At 64.5% G+C, this 20,213-nt stretch carries 17 protein-coding genes; 7 read left to right on the plus strand and 10 right to left on the minus strand.

Annotated elements, in window-relative coordinates; genetic code table 11:
- Genes QSV46_RS01150 through QSV46_RS01165 form a run of 4 tightly spaced genes read left to right on the plus strand, consistent with a single transcriptional unit; the run spans position 1 to position 4,276 of the window.
- Positions 1-720 carry an ABC transporter ATP-binding protein gene (locus QSV46_RS01150; RefSeq protein ID WP_314946441.1) on the plus strand — a complete coding sequence of 240 codons (720 nt, stop codon included), beginning with the start codon at positions 1-3 and terminating at the stop codon, positions 718-720.
- A 30-nt stretch (positions 721-750) separates the two neighbouring features.
- The gene (locus tag QSV46_RS01155; protein WP_314945175.1) at positions 751-1,740 is read left to right on the plus strand and encodes an acetamidase/formamidase family protein; all 990 of its coding nucleotides are present in this window, start codon (positions 751-753) and stop codon (positions 1,738-1,740) included.
- Positions 1,741-1,753: 13 nt separating this feature from the next.
- Positions 1,754-3,493, plus strand: a complete 1,740-nt coding sequence (locus QSV46_RS01160; protein WP_314945177.1) for a nitrilase-related carbon-nitrogen hydrolase — start codon at positions 1,754-1,756, stop codon at positions 3,491-3,493.
- A gap of 21 nt (positions 3,494-3,514) precedes the next feature.
- Complete coding sequence (locus QSV46_RS01165) at positions 3,515-4,276, plus strand: SDR family NAD(P)-dependent oxidoreductase (RefSeq protein ID WP_314945179.1); 762 nt, start codon at positions 3,515-3,517, stop codon at positions 4,274-4,276.
- Between the two features lie 91 nt (positions 4,277-4,367).
- Here the strand turns inward: QSV46_RS01165 and QSV46_RS01170 are convergent, their stop codons facing one another.
- The 3 genes from QSV46_RS01170 to QSV46_RS01180 all read right to left on the minus strand — a co-directional run bounded on the left by QSV46_RS01170 (position 4,368) and on the right by QSV46_RS01180 (position 8,600).
- Entirely contained in the window at positions 4,368-5,903 is a 1,536-nt protein-coding gene (locus QSV46_RS01170; RefSeq protein WP_314945182.1) for a hypothetical protein, read from the minus strand.
- Between the two features lie 29 nt (positions 5,904-5,932).
- Complete coding sequence (locus tag QSV46_RS01175) at positions 5,933-7,108, minus strand: glycosyltransferase family 4 protein (protein WP_314945184.1); 1,176 nt, start codon at positions 7,106-7,108, stop codon at positions 5,933-5,935.
- A gap of 145 nt (positions 7,109-7,253) precedes the next feature.
- Positions 7,254-8,600 (minus strand): lipopolysaccharide biosynthesis protein, encoded by a 1,347-nt coding sequence (locus QSV46_RS01180; protein ID WP_314945186.1) that lies wholly within the window; start codon positions 8,598-8,600, stop codon positions 7,254-7,256.
- Between the two features lie 474 nt (positions 8,601-9,074).
- Between QSV46_RS01180 and QSV46_RS01185 the strand changes: the two genes are divergently transcribed.
- Positions 9,075-10,274 carry an NAD(P)/FAD-dependent oxidoreductase gene (locus QSV46_RS01185; protein ID WP_314945187.1) on the plus strand — a complete coding sequence of 400 codons (1,200 nt, stop codon included), beginning with the start codon at positions 9,075-9,077 and terminating at the stop codon, positions 10,272-10,274.
- Positions 10,275-10,303: 29 nt separating this feature from the next.
- Here QSV46_RS01185 and QSV46_RS01190 read toward each other — a convergent pair whose 3' ends face one another.
- The 6 genes from QSV46_RS01190 to QSV46_RS01215 form a co-directional block, all read right to left on the minus strand.
- Entirely contained in the window at positions 10,304-11,440 is a 1,137-nt protein-coding gene (locus QSV46_RS01190; protein ID WP_314945189.1) for a GNAT family N-acetyltransferase, read from the minus strand.
- 279 nt (positions 11,441-11,719) lie between these two features.
- Positions 11,720-13,084: a four-carbon acid sugar kinase family protein gene (locus QSV46_RS01195; protein ID WP_314945191.1), complete on the minus strand. Its 1,365-nt coding sequence runs from the start codon at positions 13,082-13,084 to the stop codon at positions 11,720-11,722.
- Complete coding sequence (locus tag QSV46_RS01200) at positions 13,081-14,286, minus strand: ribulose-bisphosphate carboxylase large subunit family protein (protein WP_314946442.1); 1,206 nt, start codon at positions 14,284-14,286, stop codon at positions 13,081-13,083. The genes QSV46_RS01195 and QSV46_RS01200 overlap by 4 nt, the downstream gene beginning before the upstream one ends.
- A gap of 17 nt (positions 14,287-14,303) precedes the next feature.
- Entirely contained in the window at positions 14,304-14,843 is a 540-nt protein-coding gene (locus QSV46_RS01205) for a VOC family protein (protein WP_314945193.1), read from the minus strand.
- A 46-nt stretch (positions 14,844-14,889) separates the two neighbouring features.
- The gene (locus tag QSV46_RS01210; RefSeq protein ID WP_314945194.1) at positions 14,890-16,752 is read right to left on the minus strand and encodes a TRAP transporter large permease subunit; all 1,863 of its coding nucleotides are present in this window, start codon (positions 16,750-16,752) and stop codon (positions 14,890-14,892) included.
- Between the two features lie 26 nt (positions 16,753-16,778).
- Positions 16,779-17,795, minus strand: a complete 1,017-nt coding sequence (locus QSV46_RS01215) for a TRAP transporter substrate-binding protein (RefSeq protein WP_314945197.1) — start codon at positions 17,793-17,795, stop codon at positions 16,779-16,781.
- A 136-nt stretch (positions 17,796-17,931) separates the two neighbouring features.
- Here QSV46_RS01215 and QSV46_RS01220 point away from each other — a divergent pair, with 136 nt between their 5' ends.
- The gene (locus QSV46_RS01220) at positions 17,932-18,993 is read left to right on the plus strand and encodes a LacI family DNA-binding transcriptional regulator (protein ID WP_314945200.1); all 1,062 of its coding nucleotides are present in this window, start codon (positions 17,932-17,934) and stop codon (positions 18,991-18,993) included.
- A 27-nt stretch (positions 18,994-19,020) separates the two neighbouring features.
- Here QSV46_RS01220 and QSV46_RS01225 read toward each other — a convergent pair whose 3' ends face one another.
- A complete protein-coding gene (locus tag QSV46_RS01225; protein ID WP_314945202.1) occupies positions 19,021-19,752 on the minus strand; it encodes a DUF3750 domain-containing protein in 732 nt (243 codons plus the stop codon).
- 122 nt (positions 19,753-19,874) lie between these two features.
- On the opposite strand from QSV46_RS01225, the gene QSV46_RS01230 reads away from it, so the two are divergent.
- Entirely contained in the window at positions 19,875-20,135 is a 261-nt protein-coding gene (locus QSV46_RS01230) for a hypothetical protein (RefSeq protein WP_314946443.1), read from the plus strand.
- The last annotated feature ends 78 nt before the right edge of the window (positions 20,136-20,213 follow it).

Here is a 20,213-nt window from a genome sequence, read left to right on the forward strand (position 1 = left end):
ATGCCGCGCAAGGAAGTCATCCTGTCGACGCTGGCCTTGCGCGCGGGCTATGGCGGCAAGCCGGTGCTCCAGGGGCTCGAGATCGAGGTGCGCGAAGGCGAGATCGTCGCCGTTATCGGACGCAACGGCGTCGGCAAGTCAACGCTGATGAAGAGCCTGATCGGGCTCGTGCCGGCGATGAGCGGCTCGATCGTCTATCGCGGCGAAGCGGTGGAAACACTCCCGGCGCACAAGCGGGCGCGTCTCGGCATGGGTTACGTGCCGCAGGGGCGCGACGTGTTTCCGCGCCTGACCGTCGGCGAGAACGTCGCCGTCGGCGCTGCGATCAAGCGCGGCGGCATTCCCGAGGCGGGCCGGCGCAGGATCGTCGAGGCGTTTCCGATCCTCGAAGAGCGCTGGCATCAGCGGGCCGGTACCATGTCGGGCGGACAGCAGCAGCAGCTCGCGATCGGGCGGGTGCTGATCGCCGATCCCAATCTGATCCTGCTCGACGAGCCCTCGGAGGGCATCCAGCCCAACGTCGTCCAGGACATCGCGCGCAACATGGTCGAGCTCAACCGCAGGACGGGCGTGACCATCATCCTGGTCGAGCAGAATCTCGACATGATCCGCGCCATGGCGCAGCGCTGCTACGTCATGGACAAGGGGCGCATCGTCGCAAGTCTCGACCGCTCGTCGCTTGGCGACGAAGCGGAGATGCGCCGGCATCTGGCAGTTTGAAAAAAAGACGCCCAACCAAGGAGAACAGCAATGGCCTGGCAGAACGATTCCATCATGGCACGCAAAGGCATCGCCAGGGGCGAGCGCGGCAAGGAATACACGATCACGGAGACCGAGCAGGGCAAGTACCACTATGTCTACGGTCCCTATGTGAATCCGGCGCTGACGGTGGATCCCGGCGCGGTCGTCTCCGCCGAGACGCACGATGCGTTCGAGGGCGCGATCAAGCACGAGACCGACAGCCCGTCGAAGATCCTCAACTTCCCGTTCCTCAACCCGCAGAACGGGCCGATCCACGTCAATGGCGCGGAGAAGGGCGACACGCTCGCGGTCTACATCGAGAGCATCGTGCCGCGCGGGCCGCAACCCTGCGGCACCACCGTGATCATGCCGGATTTCGGTGGCCTGGTCTCTACGGGACAGACCGCGTTGCTCAACCCGGCGCTGCCGGAGCGCGTCAAGAAGCTTGTGATCGATGCCAAGACGGGTACGAAGTGGAACGACAAGATCACGCTCCCGTACGAACCCTTCATCGGCACCATCGGCACTTCGCCGGAGATCGAGGCGATCTCCTCGCTGGTCCCGGACTACTACGGCGGCAACATGGATCTGCCCGATGTCGGCGTCGGCGCTGTCGTCTACCTGCCGGTCAACACCAAGGGCGCGCTGCTTTATCTCGGCGACTGTCATGCCGCGCAGGGCGACGGCGAGCTCTGCGGCGTCGCCATCGAGCATCCGACCGTGACCACGGTGCAGATCGACCTGATCAAGAACTGGACCATCGCCTGGCCCCGGCTCGAGACCAAGGACTTCATCATGACCATCGGCTCGGCGCGGCCGATGGAGGATGCGGCCCGCATTGCCTATCGCGAACTCTGCCGCTGGATGGCAGCAGATTATGGCTTCGAGGAGATCGACGCCTACATGCTGCTGACCCAGGCCGGCCGTGTCCGCCTCGGCAACATGGTCGATCCCAAATATACGCTCGGCGCCTCGATCAAGAAATCCTATCTCGTTTGAGGACGGCCGAATCATGTCCACCATGCACAAGGTCGCCGCCGTCCAGTTCGAGCCGACCATGTTCGAGAAGGAGCGAAACGTCGCGCGCCTGCTCGAACTCTGCGAGCAGGCGGCGGCGGCCGGCGCAAGGCTCATCGTCACGCCGGAGATGGGAACCACCGGCTATTGCTGGTTCGACCGCGCCGAGGTCGCTCCGTTCGTCGAGACGATTCCGGGGCCCACCACGAGCAGCTTTGCGACGCTGGCGCGCCGGCACGATTGCTACATTGTGATCGGTATGCCCGAGGTCGATCAGGATGGCATCTACTTCAACACCGCAGTCCTGATCGGACCCGACGGCATTGTCGGCCGCCACCGCAAGACGCATCCCTACATCTCCGAGCCGAAATGGGCGGCGCCGGGCGACCTGCACAATCAGGTGTTCGAGACGCCGATCGGGCGCATCGCGGTCCTGATCTGCATGGACATCCACTTCGTGGAAACCGCGCGGCTGATGGCGCTCGGCGGCGCGGACATCATCTGTCACATCTCGAATTGGCTGGCCGAGCGTACGCCGGCGCCTTACTGGATCAGCCGCGCTTTCGAGAACAGCTGCTACGTCATCGAAAGCAATCGATGGGGGCTGGAGCGCACCGTGCAGTTCAGCGGCGGAAGCTGTGTGATCGTACCGGACGGGCAGGTGATCGCCGTGCTCGACAAGGGCGACGGTGTTTTGCTGTCCGAGATCGATCTCGAAGCCGCACGCGCGCGCCGCGTGCTTGGCGAGGCCGTGTTCGCGCAGCGCAGGCCGGAGCTCTATCCGGAACTGCTCACCGACACGTTTAGTTGGAATCCGCGCGACTTCTTCGGCCTCTATGGCCACGAACCCTGGCCGGCCGGCAAGACCGCGCGGGTCAGTGTCGCGCAATTTGCGCCTGGCGATCACGTCAGCCAAAATCTCGGAGAGATCGCAGCACTCGCGGGCAAGGCCAAAGCCGGCGGCGCGGAGCTCGTTGTCTTTCCGGAGCTTGCGCTGACAGGGCTTGTCGATCCCGCGAGATCAGCGCAACCGATACCCGGTGCGGCAACCGACAGCCTTGTCATGCTTGCAAAGGAACTCGGCCTCTATTTGGTGTGCGGCCTCGCCGAGCGCGACGGCGATCTGGTCTACAATAGCGCCTGTCTCGTCGCGCCGGATGGGGACATCTCGGTCTATCGCAAGACGCATCTCACTGCCGACGAGCGGAGCTGGGCGACGGCAGGTGACGATTGGACCGTCGTGGACACGCCGATCGGCCGCATCGGGCTGTTGATCGGTCACGACGCGTCTTTCCCGGAAGCGGGGCGGGTGCTGGCGTTGCGCGGCTGCGATCTCATCGCATGTCCAGCCGCGATCAAAGGGCGCTTCAGTTCGTCGCATGCCGGCACGGAAGTCGGGCAGCCGAAGCCGATTCCGACCGGTCCGGATCCGCATCATTGGCATCATTTCCGCGTTCGCGCGGGTGAAAACAACCTGTTCTTCGCCTTTGCCAATGTCGTCGATCCCGATCGCTTCTATCCCGGGCTGAGCGGCGTGTTCGGCCCCGATACATTCGAGTTCCCGCGGCGGGAGGCGATCGCGGCCGGCGGCACGGGCCTTGCTACCGCGCTGGTCGACACCATGAATCTCGACAGCGTCTATCCGACCAATGTCGTGCGGCGAAAGGATCTGGTTTCGATGCGCATGCCGCACAGCTATCGTGGATTGGTCAAGGCGGTCGCCAACAACTACTGAACCAAGAAAAGGAAACCAGCCATGGATCTCGGACTCAAGGGCGCAAAGGTTCTCGTCACGGGAAGCACCAAGGGGATCGGCCGCGCGATCGTCGAGACATTTGCCGCCGAGGGCGCCGACGTCGGTGTATGCTCGCGCAATCTGGCCGAGGTCGAGAGCACGGTCGCCGCGCTCAAGGCCAAGGGCGTTGCAGCTTTTGGCGGCGCGGTCGACGTTGCCAACGCTGCCGTGCTGAAGGCCTGGGTCGGCGATATGGCGGCAAGGCTCGGCGGCATTGACGTCGTCGTCGCCAATGTCAGCGCGCTTGCGATCGGGCAGGACGACGAGAGCTGGGAAAAGGAATTTTCCACCGACATGATGGGCACGGTGCGGCTGGTGAATGCGGCCATGCCCTATCTGGAGAAGAGCGCTGCCGGCGCGATCGTCACCATATCGAGCGTCTCCGGGCGCGAGGTCGATTTCGCCGCCGGTCCCTACGGCACCTTCAAGGCGGCGATCATCCACTACACCCAGGGGCTCGCCAACCAGCTCGCGAGCAAGAATATCCGCGCCAACTCGGTCTCGCCGGGTAACACCTATTTCGACGGCGGGGTCTGGAACATGATTAAGGACAATAATCCCGAGCTCTACAAGACTGCACTGGCGCTCAATCCGACGGGGCGGATGGGCACGCCGCAGGAGATGGCCAACGCGGTGGTCTTTCTCGCCAGCCGCGCCGCAAGCTTCATCACGGGCACGAATCTCGTTGTCGATGGTGCCCTGACGCGCGGGGTGCAATTCTAGCCGTTGCGACGCCTGGACGCCGACGTCGACAGATCATCTGCCGCGGCTGTCTATCGAGCAGGCTGAGCCGCCGCCTGCAACCGGCGGCGATTCAGCAGGCCGTCGACGGACTGGTCCGCGAGGACAGGATGGGCGATGTAAGTTGACTTGCGAAGGCGCTGGTCTTGGGTTGAACGCGCGATCCGTCGATCACCTCGAGCCGGCCGCAGCGGTTCAGCGTGTGCAGCTTCCTGCCCGGCCATGCCGGTCCGGGTCTGAGGGAGTGACGGACGACCTGCTTGAAAGTCGTCGGCGACAGTTCGACAATTTCCGCCAGGCCGAGGGCTGCGCCGTACCCGTCGGCGCAATCCTGCACCGGCCGCCACAATTTGCCGTCCATGGTGACGAAATTCCCCGCCGGCCGCGTGCTCGCGCGATCGATCAGGACCGGGTTGCTGGCGTGAGGCACCCAGGGACCGAGGAGATGCTCGGCGTAATAGATCGCGAGCGCATCCGAATAGCCGCCTGTGCCGTCGCGCCAGGCGCCGAACAGATAGTTCAGCCCGTTGTGCCGCGTGATCGTCGCGTCGGCGAGCTCGAGGCCTGACAGCAGCGTCGCGTGCCGCTCCCATTTGTCCGGAAACCGGACGCATTTGTAGAGCGCGACGTCGCCATGGAGCGAGCTCTCCGGGATCATCCACAGCTCGCCGTCGTTCTCGATCAGGAACGGATAGGACAGGTGCCAGGACTCCTCGAGCACCGGCACGACCTCTCCGATCGGTCCGGTCTCGCCGAACTCGATCGCCGAAATGATGCCTTTTCCGACGCGGTGATCGAGATCTTCAAAGAAGACGAACGTCCGTCCCTGCCATGTGATGGGGAAGGGATCGGCGTAGAAATGGTTTCCGGGATCTGCGAGGACGTTCCAGCCGGGCCCCGTGAGGTCGCCGGTCTGCCAGACGCCCGCGTCGTCATTGAAGCGCCATCCGACATGCCAATGCGGGGCGTAGCAGCACAGGCGATAGATCTCCTTGGCGATCGACACGGCAAGGCCGCGCATCACATATGCCGCCGGCTGCTTGCCGCTGCCGGCCTGGGCCGGGCGTGCGAGCTGCGGCACGAGGCGCGGCCGTTCCGACAGGATGGCCGCCAGCATGGTCAGGGTTCGCGCCATCACGGTTTCGAGCCCGCCGCTCAAGCCGGCCGCAATCTCTGCGGAAGGCTGGCCGCGATCGAGCACCGCACCGTCGATCTCGTTGACGATCTCGATCACGGGCAGGTCGCCGGCGAGAATGGCGGCGAGCGCGGCGCTTTCGCCCGCGGCTCCATTGAACAGCGGGCGGAGATAGAGCCGGGCAGGGCTGTTCAAGTCCCGTGCGGCGCCCGTGAAATCGACGATGACGTCGGCCGTGCCGTTGCGCGCCTGAATCTGTTCCGGAATGTCCTTCAGTCGGTCCGCGCCGCCGGGCTTGCCCTTGCGGAGCACGATGCGTTCGAGCTCGAACAGCGCGTCGAGACCTGCGGGCCGCGGCTCCGCCGTCGAGGTCCAGGCGATCTGAACCGCAACGTCCCGGCCGTCGATCGACAGCGTCTGGCGGTGCATCCACCGCCGCGCATAATCACGCTCGCAGCGAAACTCGATGATCATGTCGAGCCAACCTATTCCGGCGCATCGGGTCAGATGACCTCGCCGAGGATTCTGACGTATTCCTCAACCATCGCATCGACCGAATAGCGCAACCTCAGGCCTTTGGCGTTTTGTTGCAGTTCGTCGCTCAGTGCCTGGTCGGTCAGGAGTCTGGAGACGGCCGCCGACAGCTTCGCTTGATCTGAAGCATCGACGAACAGGGCCGTGGGCCTTCCTTCGAAGGACAGCACCTCACGCAGCACGGGCAGATCAGTGACGACGGAGGGAACGCCCGCGTTGGCGGCTTCGACGGCTGCAAGGCCGAAGGTTTCGGCCTGCGTCGGAAACACGAAGATGTCGAGGCAGGCGAGAAAGTCCGCGATCTGGCGTGGAGCGATTTCGCCGAGCAGATGTAATCTGTCCGAGACGTTCAGCTCGTCTGCGAGCTGCCGCAGCCGCGCTTCGTCGGCGCCCTGGCCGGCGAGGGCAAGGTGCCAGGCCGGTTCATCCGGCAGCAGGCGGATCGCCGCATCGAGCCGCTTGTGCGGATGCAGCCGCGCCGCGCAGCCGAGCAGGATCCGGTCCGTCGGCAGATTGAAGTTCTGTCGCGCGGCGTTCTTCGGAAGGATGAGCGCCTTGTCCTCGAAGCCGTGCGGGACATGCACCATGCGCGACCGGTAGGCCTGCGGGTAGCGCGAATATTCGCGCTCCATGTCATGCGAGTTGAGCGTGATGCGGTCGAAGAAGCCGACGCTGCCCATGACGATGTCGGCGGCGCGGACCGGCGGGCTCATCGCCAGCGCGGACGAAACCTGGTTGGCGATAACAGGCGCGCGGCTGACGAGGCGCGTCATGCCTGCGCCGATCACGTTGCCGAAATGCTGGAAAGTGAGGACTGCGTCGGGCCTGATCGTCCTGATATGACCACCCAGCGTCCACAGCATCCGCAGTAGCGCCAGCGGATTGCCGGGCCGGCTCGCGGCGCAATAGAACGTCTCGGGCGGCTCGTCGAACGAATCCGATTTGCGGAAGAAGAACAGGTTGGAGACGCGGTGGCCGCGCGCGACGAGGCCGGCGCCGAGCAGCCGGGAGATCTCCTGTGCGCCCGCGTTCTCGGCCTGGGTCTGCACGAGAAGCACGTGCAGCTTTCGTCCGCCGTCGTTCGGGCGCGCGAATGCCGTCGCGGTCGTCTCGGCCAATTCCCTGTTAGGCTGATAGTGGAGCAACTGATCCCGACCCGCTACAGAAACGAAATCTTCACCTTCTTGACCCCGTACCTACCACGCAGGCCTCGGGCAGACATCGGCTAGCAACAAACGGAGTTAATGCGCGGCAGTTGCGGGTTAACCAAGCCAATGGCGCAATTGACGCTCATTCGGCCGAATCGGCGCTGCGGACCGCATAGATGCGGCGTTTCCACGCCGAGACGCGCAACAGCACGAGAATGGAAGGATCGACCCCGGTTCGCCGCCGGCACAGGATGTTGAGAGCGATTGTCGTGAGCGCCAGCGACACTGTGGCCGAAACCGCCGCGCCGAGCACGCCGAGCCAGGGGATCAGGACGAGGAACCCGGCCAGCCGCACTGCGACGTTCGCGGCAATCACGGGAACATAGATGCGCTCGTGGCCCGTCAGTTGGAGGATCGCCGCGGACGGACCGCCTGCGGCCTGGATCGCCGTTCCGATCGCGAGCACAATCAGCACCAAGTGCTGCGCGGCGAAATGCGGTCCGAACAGGTTGAGAAGGACGGGGCCGCCAATCCAGATCAAAGCGAGCCCGGCGACCACGCAAAGCGCGGTCACCTCCGCCATGAGCTGCAACGTCCGCTCGAACTCCTGATGGTTCTTGCTGAAGTACAGCGAAGGAAGCCGGCGCGCGCCGAACGTGTACAGCGCCGCGGACAGCATGGCGAAGATGTTGGCGAGGCGCGAGGCAGCGAAGTAAATGCCGGCGGTCGCCGGATCCAGCATCCAGTAGACCAGAATGACGTCGAAATACTGGTTCGCGACTTCGAGGATGGATGCGAGCCAGAAATGAAGCGCGCTCGACCGCCAGCGCGACGTTTCAGCGCGCGCCGGCGTAGCGCGCAAATCCGGCAGCGCCCGGGCAATCGCAATGATCTGCGCGATCAGGCCCACCGACATGGCAATTGTCATCACCGCAATCAACTCAGCGGGATCGAGCTGCCGATGCCCGAACAGCATGGCGAGCAGAAACAGAACGACGATGACCCGCCAGAAGAACTCGCGGTTGCCTTCGCCCATGAGAATGCTGACCAGCGAGCGTGCGATCTGGCTGCCGAGCATCAGTCCGGCGCTCACCGCGGTGTAGGCCGAGACTGCAAGAATCAGCATCCACAGGTCGCCGCGGAAGTGTGCGACCAGCGCGACTGCGGCGATCGCGATCAGCATCGCGACCGAGGCGATCTTGAAGCTTTCGAGCAGGACACCCTTGGTGAGGTCGGGCCTGTCGTCGACTTGATACTCGTTCAGAAAACGCACCAGCAGGGATTCTTGACCGGCCAGTCCCATGACCGCTGCGATCTGCGCCACCGAAAGCCAGGTCGCGAAGATACCGAATCCGTCGGGCGTCATCGTTCGTGCTGCCAGCGAGAACACCGCAAACGCCAGCGCGCCGCTGCCAACCTTGAGAAGGATGGTCCCGACGACACCGCGCGTGACGTCACGCCGCAGAAATTGAACAATGGAATCGATCATCGAAGATGCGGGGCGTCCCCCGGATATGCCTGTTGCAAGTGCGGCGCCAGCCTAGCATGCCGCAACACGGCGAGTGTTAATGCACGGTCGCCTGATCCCGCCGACCGTGCCCGACGAAGGTCGTACGCTGCTGCCTCACTGTGGAACAGCTGCGTTCCCAATGTCCCGAATTGAGCAAGCACCTGCTCGATCGAGGGCCAATGCGGACGCTGCGCCGGCGCTCGACGAGACGCGAAGCCGGCGGTCCTGTGGCTGTTCGTGCATCGGAATGGCCTCTTCGGAATGGATTCGGACGGTCGGTCTGACGCGAGCGCGGGATTTCGAGACCGTTCCGAGCAAGGCGCGTGCCGCGCGGCAGACAGTCCTGCGCTCCGTTAACCTCAATCTCCGGAAACGATCGCGTTCGGCCTGTTGATGCGACATCAGGCGAGAGAATTGCACATGGAACCATCGTTAACCGTGGAGCCCGAAATCATGACGACGGACCAGACCGTGACCGAGGCGATCGCTGTTGACGTCGCGATCGTCGGCGGCGGCCTTGCGGGATCGCTCGCCGCTGCGGTGCTTGCGCGGGCAGGGCATCGCGTCGCTCTCGTCGACAAGCGCGCGGTGCATCCGGACGAATTCCGGGTCGAGAAGATCGGCGGTCAGCAACTGGAGATGTTCCGCAAGCTGGGCTTCCTTCATGCGCTCGAGAACGTCGCCTGCCGGTATGACCGGGTGCTCAATATCCGGGAAGGCAAGGTGGTCGATGTCAGCGTCGGCCAGGCGTACGGTTTTTCCTATGGCAGCCTCGTCGCGATGGCGCGCAGCCAGCTGCCGGATCCGTCCAGTCTGATCGTCGACGAAGTCACCGCAATCAACCCCAGCGCCGATGTCCAGCATATCGAGCTCGCGTCCGGACGACGTTTGGACGCGCGGCTCGTCGTGCTCGCCACAGGCATGGCGGGAGCGCTCGGCTACAAGCTGGGCATCAAGCGGCGCGTGCTGGCCGAGCGCCATTCGGTCTCGTTCGGCTTCACGATCGCCCGCCGCGATGGCACGCCGTTCGATTTCGAGGCGCTGACCTGTTACGGCGAGCGCACGGCGGATGGCATCGACTATCTCAGCCTGTTTCCCGTGCGCGCAGGCATGCGCGCCAACCTTTTCATGTTCCGCGACCCGACCGATCCGATCATGCGCGAGCTGCGTCGTGAGCCGGAAGCGACGGTGCTGCGCCTGCTGCCGGGACTGCGGCCTTATCTCGGCGATTTCCACGTGATCGACAAGGTGCAGAACTGGGTGATGGACCTGACCGTGGTGGAAGGGCACCCTCAGCCCGGCGTCGTTCTGATCGGCGATGCGTTCCAGACCAACTGTCCCGCCGCCGGCACGGGCGTCGCCCGCCTGCTGGTGGACGTCGATCGCCTGTGCAACGAATATGGGCCGCGCTGGCTCGCAACTCCGGGCATGGATACGGAGAAGATCTCGCAGTTCTATTCCGATCCCGACAAGCTCGCGGCGGACCAGCGCTCGCTGAAAATGGCTCGCTTTCGCCAGGCACTGACGTCGCGCAACGATATCGGGTGGGATGTGCGGCGCCGGTTGCATTTCCTGCGACGCAGCCTCACGCATCGTGTCGATCAGATGCATCCGGGCTGGCTTGGACGTGTTCGCGGCGCGCTGCGCGCCTGAATTCTTGCGTCGCTTCGCCGACGTGTCGATCAGCGCGTTGGCGTTGGGGTGCGGGCGGGCAATAGCCTGACATCCGAGAGCCGCTTGGCCGCCAGCTTGAGCCAGGGCGCCTGCCGCAGCGCGAACAGGCTGATGGCGCCCGCGGTGCTGCCGGCCTGCGTCACCATCCACATCGGTGAAGGCTGTCCGCCGAACAGTTTCTTGTATGGCTCGTCGCCGATCGTAAAGTCGAGCATCTGGTCGCCGCGCTCGATGCAGTCCCTGGCGACCTGCTCGAACATCAGCGAGCCCAGGGACTGGCTCTTGTAGCCGTCGATATCGAACGCGCTCATGATGACCAGGAAGCTGCCGCGATGGCTGAGGCCGAGCACGGCAGCGATTACGGCGCCATCCATCTTCATGGCATAGAGCCGGGCAAATGAGCCGAGACCGCGAAGTGCCACGTCGGAATAGAAGCTATAATATTCGGGGCGCTGGAGCAGATCTCCGTCGCCCTGGGCCTGAAAGCGCGGGCCGCGATACTGCTTCATCGCGTCCATCGCCTCGGAGACGGAGACGCTGTCGTCGCAGCACGAGAAGCTCAATGCTCCCTTCTTCTGGAGCTGGCGCGATTTCTTGGCGAGCTCCTTCTGATAGGAGCGATCCAGCGCGCTGGCGCGCCATTGCTCGAACGGAGCGACGAGAACGGTCGCGTAGGCGTTCGTCTCCATCGAGACCCGGCGGGGCGCGCCTAGGAGGCTTTCGATCGGAAGCCGTCCGTCGGGGAGCTTGGTGATCCGCAGCAGGTCAAACGGCCGGACGAGGCGCCGGATCTGCGCGCATGCATGCTCGTCCTCCAGCAGGTCGGTAAACAATTCGGGACTGCAGACTGGCGCCAGATAGTCGGAGACACGCAGATCGGCGAATTCGATGGTGCGGATTGGACCGCGCCGGATTCGAAGCAGCGGCAGCACCATCGCCAGTGCACCGCTCGCGCGCCGGCGAGCCACGACGACCAGCCGCTCGGCCCCCGCATGGGAAGCGAGCTTGGCGTAGAGACTATCGAGCCAGAGCGGATGCTGAAATGCAGTAGCGGCAGAGCTGTCGAACAGCGCCGCGTATTCCGCAGACAGGAAGTCGAACGCCTCCTCGATGGCGATATCGAATGTATTGCTGGGCTTGTTCATGGGCGACCAGGAAACCAATAACCCGGAAAAGTCGATCGAGCCGGATCCCGCGCTCTTATAGCAGGGTCGCGACGGCCGAGACACTGGCGGCGTGCGATTTGCATTAACGCGATTGAAGCAGGTTTATATCGTTATCGAACCGTTAAACGCCGCGATTCGCTCGCTCCTGGGGCTCCAATCCGCGCTTTCAAATGATTAACACGCTTTGCGGCCGATCGGCCCGGAGCGATAACGCAAGCTTGATCCGGACTAGGCCTCGCGGCGGAAAGGCCGCGTGCGCTATTCGCCGTCTCTGGCACGGCAGAACAGATCAACTCCGCCCACCTGTCCGCCCTTGAGTGCGATCTCGATTTGCGCATGTGCGCGATCCGAGGACGCGCGGTTGAGCGGCGCGCCTTCCGCGAGGGGAGCTATCGCAGTCAGCGCGTAGATGCCCATCGCCTGCAACGCATGGCCGGAAGTGTCGCCGCCGGCGACCACGGTGCGCGGCAGCTGCGCGATCTCGAGAATGGAGTCCAGCGCCTGGCCGAGCCCGGCGCCGATGCGCTCGTTCACTGCGCCTGCGGTTGCGCCGCTCGCCTCGATCGCGGCGTTGAGGGCACCGATCGCCGGATCGTCGGGGCCGCTTGCGGTGATCAGGAGGGTATCGCGTCCCGACGAAAGCGCACCGAGTCCGCGCTCGGCGGCTCGGCCGATTTCCCTCGGCCATTCAGCCGCGTCGACCGCGCGCGTCGCATCGAGCCGTGCGACATCGAATCCATTGCCTGCGGCATGAGCGATCTGCGCGGCGGTGACGGGAGAGCAGGAGCCGGAGACGCACGCGATACGTTCGACGCCGGCAAGGCGCAGATCGGGCTTGCTGTGGTCGATCAGGCCTGCCGAACGCCAATAGGCGACCAGTGCCTGCTCGACACCCTGGGAGCCGGCGACAAAGAGACGTTTCCCGCGATGCTCCCAGATGAGGCGGCCGGCTTCGATCAGCGATGCCTCGTCGAGCACGTCGAGCGAGATGATCTCGGTGCCGGCGGCTCGCGCGCGCGCGAGCGCTTGATCCGCGCCGCCATTGGCCATCGTGACGAAGTCGATCAGCCCGATCGATCGGGCCGTCTGCCTTGCAAGATGCCGGCGGAGATCCGACTCGTCCATCGGGGTCACCGGATGACGTGACATCGTCGGATGCCGGTCGAGGCGGTGGCCGACGCCATTCACGGTCGCGAACAAATGGCCGAACATCTGATAGCGGCCCATTGCCGGCGAGCCGACGAGGAGCGGATGCCAGCTGCCGCCGAGCCGCGGCACGGCGAGATCGATGGCGCGCCCGATCGAGCCGACATGCGGCGCGGAATCGAATGTCGAGCACACCTTGTAATGTGCGATCGGCGCGCCGATGCCGGCGAGCACGTCGAAGGCCGGTGGAAGATTCTGCTCCATCCAGGCAGGATCCTTCGCCCGCGCCGTGCCGGCGATGCCGATGCCACGGAACTGCCTGACAGAAGCGAGACGTTCGGGCGTTGGAATCTCGAGGAACAGGATGGTCGGCAGACCTGCAAAGGTAAGCGCCTCCATCGCCGCGGACGAGCCGGTGTAATCGTCGCCATAGAAGGCAACGAGCGGTCCGTCGGGCAGGGCGGACGCGTCACTCATTGCTGCGGTCCCGCGATCGCGACGTCCCACGCCGCGCGCAGATCGGCTACGCCGGCGGCTGGTCCGTCGGGGTGGGCGAGAATGCCGCCGCCGGCCGCGAAGATCAGATCGGTCGTTTCAAGCGCGCGCCAGGTCGGCGCGGCTTGGGCCGGCGACTGGCCCGACGAAAATACCGGCATCGCGATGCACGGCTTGTGCGCGAACATCGGCGTCAGCGCGGCCTTTGCAGATGTGATTACGCTGTCGTCGGTCTCGCTGAACTTGTTGCCGATGCCGTTCACATGCATGTGGTCGGCGCCAGCCAGCCGCCAGATCTTGTGCCACGCCGTATAATCCCAGCCGAGCGCGGGATGACGGTTGAGCGCCCCCCAGCCGTTGCGATGGGCATGAACCGGAAGCTGGGTGTGGCGGCCGAGCTCGATCATGCCGGCAAGCCCGACTGAGTTGATGCTCGCCATTACGCAGCTGCCGCCTTCGCTGAGCACCAGATCGTGACGGCGGCGCATCTGGTCGATCTCGCCGGTGAGGTTGAAGGCGATCATGACCTTCTTGCCGGTTCGGTCCGCGTGGTCGCTGACGACGCGCATCACGGCGCGCACGCGCTCGTCGAACGGACAATAGGCGCCGTCCGATTGCAGCTCGTCGTCCTTGATGAAGTCGATGCCAGCCTCGCACAGCGTGGCAACCAGACTGGCCGTCTCGGCCGGGCTGAGCCCGATGCTCGGCTTGATGATAGTGCCGATCAGCGGACGGCCGCTGACGCCGCTCAGCTCGCGCGTGCCGGCGACGCCGAACTTCGGTCCGGGATAGGCCGAGGCGAAAGCGAGCGGCAGCCGCAGGTCGAGCAGTCGCAGGCCCGTCAGCTGGCGCAATTCCCAGAGATTGCCGGCGATCGCCGTGACGAGATTGGGCAGCGACGCACCGATATTGTCGAGCGGCCACGACAAGGTCACGCGCGCGCGTTGCCAGGGGCCATCGGCGCTGACCGGACGGGCGACCGGGAGCGACGGTGCGGGGACCGTATCAAGTAGCTCGAGGCTCTCGACCCGCGCGGCCGCACGCGCCTTCAGCTCGGGCGTCTCGCCGGGCACCGCGACGAACGTTCCGCTCGACTGCTCGCCCGCCATGGTCTCCGCGGCGAGCCGCGGATCGACCGGCGTCTCGATCAGATAGTCGGCTTCGATCCGAACAGGATTTGGTATCACGGAATCACGGCAGTCTAGAGCTTGGTGAGATCGGGGAACGGCCGCACGGGGTCGCGCCCGTCCCAGTCCTTGGCCGCTGCGCGGATCAGGTCGAACATCTTCCCCTTGGGGCCCGCGACCTCCGACAATTCGATCACCGTTCCCGGATGATATTCGGTGTCGAAATAGACGAAGCGTCCGCGCGCGCCGACTTCGCCGCTCATGACCGGCTCGAAACCCTCGGCTTCGAGGCGCGCCAGATCCGAATCGTAATCCTCGGTCCAGTAGGCGACATGCTGCAGACCCTTGTTCCCGGCCTTCAGAAAGTCGGCATACATTGACGGCACGTCATTGCGGATCTGGATCAGCTCCATCTGCAACGGCCCTGAATTGGCCAGCGCCACCGAATTGTGCGGCTCATAGGCCTTGCCGCGATAATGGTAGTTCACGATCGGAACGCGCGGATTATAGAACCACGGCCCGATGCCGAGCTCGCGGCTCCAATAGTCCATCGCCTTCTCGATGTCGTCGACGACATAGCCGGCTTGCCGGACCTCGCCAAAAAAACGGCTCATTGCATGATTCCCATTGTGTTCAGAATTTGAGGAAGCCGGTCGACAATCACGGCACCGCCGCGACGATGGCGAGGCCGATGAAGAGCGCTGCGACATAGCCCCAGATGTGCTTGAGGCCTTCGTCGGGCGATATCTTGCTGATCGCGCAGGCGCCGTAATAGCCGACGCCAAAGGGTGGTGCGAACAGGCCGATGCCCATCGCGAGAATCACGACCATCGCGTAATGCACTTCATGCACGCCGGCCTGCTTGGCGATCGGAAACAGCAACGGGCCGAACAGCACGATGGCCGGAATCCCCTCGAGTACGCTGCCGAGCACGACGAAGGCGAGGATCGAAATCGCGAGGAAGCCGTAGGCGCCGCCCGGGATCGTCGCCATCGCCTTCGCCAGTTGCTGCGAGAAGCCGGATTGCGTCAGGCCCCAGGCCATCGCCGTGGCGCAGCCGATGATGAAGATGATCGCTCCGGTCAACGAGGCCGTCTCGACCAGCATGGGTTTCAGCCGCCGCCAGGGAAACTGGCGATAGACCACAAGGCCCATCAGCACGGCGTAGGCGATGCCAATGGTCGAGACCTCCGTGGCGGTGGCGACGCCTTCGACCACGGCCGTGCGGATCACGAAGGGGAGCAGGATGGCGGGCAGCGCGACGATGGTGAGTTTTGCGATCTGGCGCTTCGAAGCGCGCCGCACATGGCTCAGATCCTCATGCCGGTAGCGCCGCCAGACCACGACGCAGAGCGCGGTGCCGACGACTAAAGCCGGCAGCAGACCGCCCGTGAACAGCGCGGCGATCGAGACACCGGTCACCGAGCCGATGGTGATCAGCACGATGCTCGGCGGAATGGTCTCGGTCTGCGCGCCGGTGGCCGAGAGCAGCGCGACGAGATCGCCGGGCTTGGCGCCGCGCCGCTGCATTTCCGGCAGCAGCACCGGCGCGATCGCGGCCATGTCGGCGATCTTCGAACCGGAAATGCCGGAGACCAGATACATGGCGCCGATCAGCACATAGGACAGTCCACCCCTGACATGCCCGAGCAGGCTTGCCAGGAACTGGATCATGGCCCGGGCCATGCTGGTCATTTCGATCAACGCGCCGAGCAAAATGAACAGCGGCACCGCGAGCAGGATCAGGTGCGACATGCCTTCGTCGAGACGGCCGACCATCACCATCATTGGTGTGTTCGTGGTCAGCGCCAGATAGCCGAACGTCGCAAGCGCAAAAGAGAAGGCGATCGGGACACCGGCGAACACGTTGGCTGCGACCACGCCGACGAAGAAGATGACGAGGTTGTACCGTCCGAGGGGGGCGAGCAGCGGTCCGGCAAGCCAGAATGCGGCGATCAGGACGGCGGTGGTGATGAAGGCCGCGACGATCAGCGCGGGGCGATGATGCGTCGCGAGCCGGATCGCGGCGACGACCGCCATCAGCGTCATCCCGGCGGGGATTGCGGCTGCGCGCCAGGCATTGCTGATCTCCAGCGCCGGGGTGACGATGATCTGTTCCTCGCTCGCATAGTCGAAGGCGGGATGCAGGATCAGCGCCAGCAGGGCCAGCGGCGCCACCGCCGCAATCGTATCGAGAAAGGCGCGTGCGCCCGGGCCTACATGGCTGACGAGCCCCGTCATGCGCATGTGCTCGCCCCGGCGCAGCGCGATCACCGCGCCCAGCATCGAGAGCCAGAGAAACAGGATCGAAGCAAGCTCATCCGACCAGATCAGCGGATTGTGGAAGACGTAGCGCATGATGACGCCGGCGAGCATGATTCCGATTTCGGCCAGCACGAGGCCGGCCGCGACCGTCTCGACTGCCGCGCCGAGCCAGCGGTCGACCGTGCCGAAGGCCCTCGCGGATCTCCGTGCGTTCGCATGGGGGGCAGGCTGAGCGGCCGCCTCCAGATAGTCCGTCATCCGATGCTCTGCGATCGTCATCGCGGTCAAGCCAGCTTGCCGACGGCGCCCTCGAGCAGGGCCCAGGTCTCGTCGCCGAAGCGGCCCTTCCATTCGCCGTAAAACCCAGCATCGCGCAGCTTGGCGCGGAAGGAGTCGGGCGAAGGCCTAGTGAAGTTCATTCCCTTGCTCTGGAGATCGGCCTGCACGGTCGCGTTGAACGCCTTGATGTCGTCGCGTTGCTTCAACCCGGCGTCATTGATGGCGTTGCTGACGATGGTCTTGAGGTCGGCGGGAAGGGCGTTGAAGGCGCGGGCGTTGGCGATGAACCAGAAGCCGTCCCAGATGTGGTTGCTGATGGCGCAGTATTTCTGCACCTCGTAGAGCTTCGCCACCTGGATGATCGGCAGCGGATTTTCCTGCGCATCGACGATGCGGGTCTGGAGCGACGAATAGACCTCGCTGAATTGCAGGCTGGTCGGCGATGACGAGAGCGCCTTGAACATGGAGATGCTGAGCGGAGAGACGGGCACGCGGATCTTGAGGCCGTCCATGTCCTTGGCGCTCTCGATCGGCTTGGCGCCGCTGGTGATCTGGCGGAAGCCGTTGTCCCACATCTTCTCGAATGTATGGAGGCCGACCTTGGTCATGGCGGCACGGACATGCGCGCCAAGCGCGCCGTCCATCGCTTTCCAGACCTGATCGTAATCGGCAAAGGCAAAACCAACGGCGTTGATCGCGGCGACCGGCACCAGGGTCGCCACCACGAGCGCGGAGGGCGTGAAGAAGTTCAGGGCACCGCTGCGCACCTGGGCGAGCATGTCGGTATCGCCGCCGAGCTGGTTGTTCGGGAAGATGACGATTTCGACCCGGCCGTTGCTTTCCTTGGCGATGCGATCGGCAGCTTCCTGGGCGCGGATGTTGAGGGGATGAGTCAGCGGCAAGTTGTTGCCGTATTTCAACGAAAATTCAGCCGCCCGGGCCGGGCGCGGGAGGCCGCCGATCAAACCCGCCGCGGGAAGGGCGGACAGGGCTTGCAAGGCGCGCCGACGGGTCAGGGACATGGGCTTCTCCTCCAATGGCGATTTGATGTTATTTGATGTTTCTGAGATAATGTTGATGCGAAAATTGCGACTTCACGCTACGGTGTCAAACGGAAATGATGATGGTTTTTGATGTGTCTGACGTTCGGGCGCTGAGATGGACAAACCGGTCGCTTCCCCGCTGAGCCGCATCGTCGACGTGGCGCGCCGGGCCGGCGTCTCCACGGCGACCGTCGATCGCGTGCTCAATCGCAGGCCCGGCGTGCGGGCGATGACGCAGCAGCGCGTGCTCGCCGCCGCATCCGAGCTCGACTACATGCCGGCCGAGAATCTTCTGGCGGCGATGCGGCCCAAGCCGATGCGGCTGCTGTTCCTGCTGCCGTCGGGCACCAACCGTTTCCTGTCGACTCTTGGGCAGTTGATCGCGCGCTCCGACGGCCGGCTCGCTCCCTTCAACGTCCATTGTCAGGTCGACACCATCAAGAGCTTCAATCCCGAGCTGCTGGCGCGCCGGCTCTGGCAGTCCCGCGACAAGGCCGACGGCATCGCCTTCATGGCGCTCGAGCATCCCGTCGTGAGGGAAGCCGTCGACAGGCTGGCGGAGCACGGCGTGCCGACGGTGACGCTGATCTCGGATATCCTGAATGCGCGCCGCGCGGCCTATATAGGACTGGACAATCGCTCGATCGGCCGCACCGCCGGCTATCTGATCGCGCGCTTTCTGGGCGAGCGTGCGGCCAAGGTCGCGATGATCGCGGGCAGCCGCAGCTATCGCGCGCATGAAGAGCGCGAAATGGGATTCCTGCACGTCTTCGAAGAACTATTCCCCGCGATCAAGGTCGTGGGCCTGCGCGAAGGCCACGATGACGCCGACCGCAACTATCGCCAGACGCGCATGCTGCTCGGCCAGCATCCGGATCTGGCGGGAATCTACAACATCGGCGGCGCCGCCGACGGCGTCGCCCGGGCCCTGAAGGAAATGAACCGGGCGCGCGACGTGGCCTTCATCGGTCATGGCCTGACCTCGGACACGCGCAGCTTCCTGCTCGACGGGACGATGGATGCCGTCATCACCCAAAATCAGCTCAACACGATGATGTGCTGTGTCGGCATCTTCGACAATCTGCGCGCCGGCCGCAGCGCCATGCACGGCATCGAGGCGCCGCGCAGCGAGATCATCCTTCGCGAAAATATTCCGGCGCTGGCGAGCCAGGATTAATTGGTTCGGCGGTCGCTGGCGGCCGCTCTACAAGCCGGCCGCTGATCCGAGGCGGCCGATGCCAGGGAGCTTGAGCGCCGGCCGCCGGATGTCGATGCCGAGCACGGCGCCGAGAAAGTTGATCTCGACTCCTTCGACCCAGCCGATCGTCATGCCGAGGTAACCCGATAGCGAGGCATAGAGGCCGGTGCCGGAAGCGGTGATGCCGGCCCAGCGTCCATTGTAGGGATAGTCCTTGCCGACCGCCGTCGGTGGCAGGACGGCGCGAAGCTCGGGAACGGCGTCCAGCGCCGCCTGCACGAAGGTGTTGGAGTTTGGTCCGGGCCAGGCGCTGTAATCGCCATAGGCGCGGAACTTGTAGGTCTCGATGACGTGACGGATCTTCGGGATCAGCTGTTCGGCCCGCGCCCCGTCGACCGCCACGACGGTCTCCGGCAGGGCGCCGAACCAGCGGCCGTCAGGCGCAAATCCGTTGCTGCGGATCGGGTCGCCCCACGCCGTGTAGTCGTATCGGCTGTAGGTGCTGGCGCCCCTTTCCTTGACCACGATCCAGGTGTGGACGGCGAAGATGCTGCGCCACCGCACCGTACGCGCGGCAAAGACCCGGATCAGCGCCTCCGGATTGGCGGATGCCGGCGGCAACAGTCCTGCACTGGAGCGATCGGCCGTCTGCCAATTGCCGCGGCCATCGCCAAACAAGTAATAACGTCCGGCCGACAACCCGATCGGCACGACAATCAGCAAAAGAAAGAGAATCAAGAGTTTCCTCAAGGGGCGGACGCAGTCAGGCGGTAGGACACCACCAATATAGTGTGCCCGGCAGGCCGCGCCAGCGCGCCGGCGCTCTTGCATTTGGACGATGCGCCCCCATGTTCCCGTTCATGATGAAGCTGTCACTCGTCGAAGACCAGGCCATCCAGGCGCGAATCGCGTTCATCGCGGGCGCCGAGACGTTCGATCGTCTGTTCGCCGGTATCCGCTTCGACGAGATCGACGGCAATCTGCTGTTCGCCGTTGCCAGGGACGAAGACTGCGCGGCCGAGATCGAGGATGAATTCTCGCACCACCTCGCAGTGGTTGCGACCCAGGTTCTCGGGCAGAGCGTGGACGTCGTCGTGGTGCTGCCGAAGGTGCTGCAGTAACCCTTATTTGGCGTGCAGGCCGGTCGTCCGGGCCTGCATCCGTGCTTTTCAACACAATCGCGAAATTGTAATGACGTC

This window comes from Bradyrhizobium cosmicum, assembly GCF_032290525.1.
Taxonomy (GTDB): Bacteria; Pseudomonadota; Alphaproteobacteria; order Rhizobiales; family Xanthobacteraceae; genus Bradyrhizobium; species Bradyrhizobium cosmicum_A.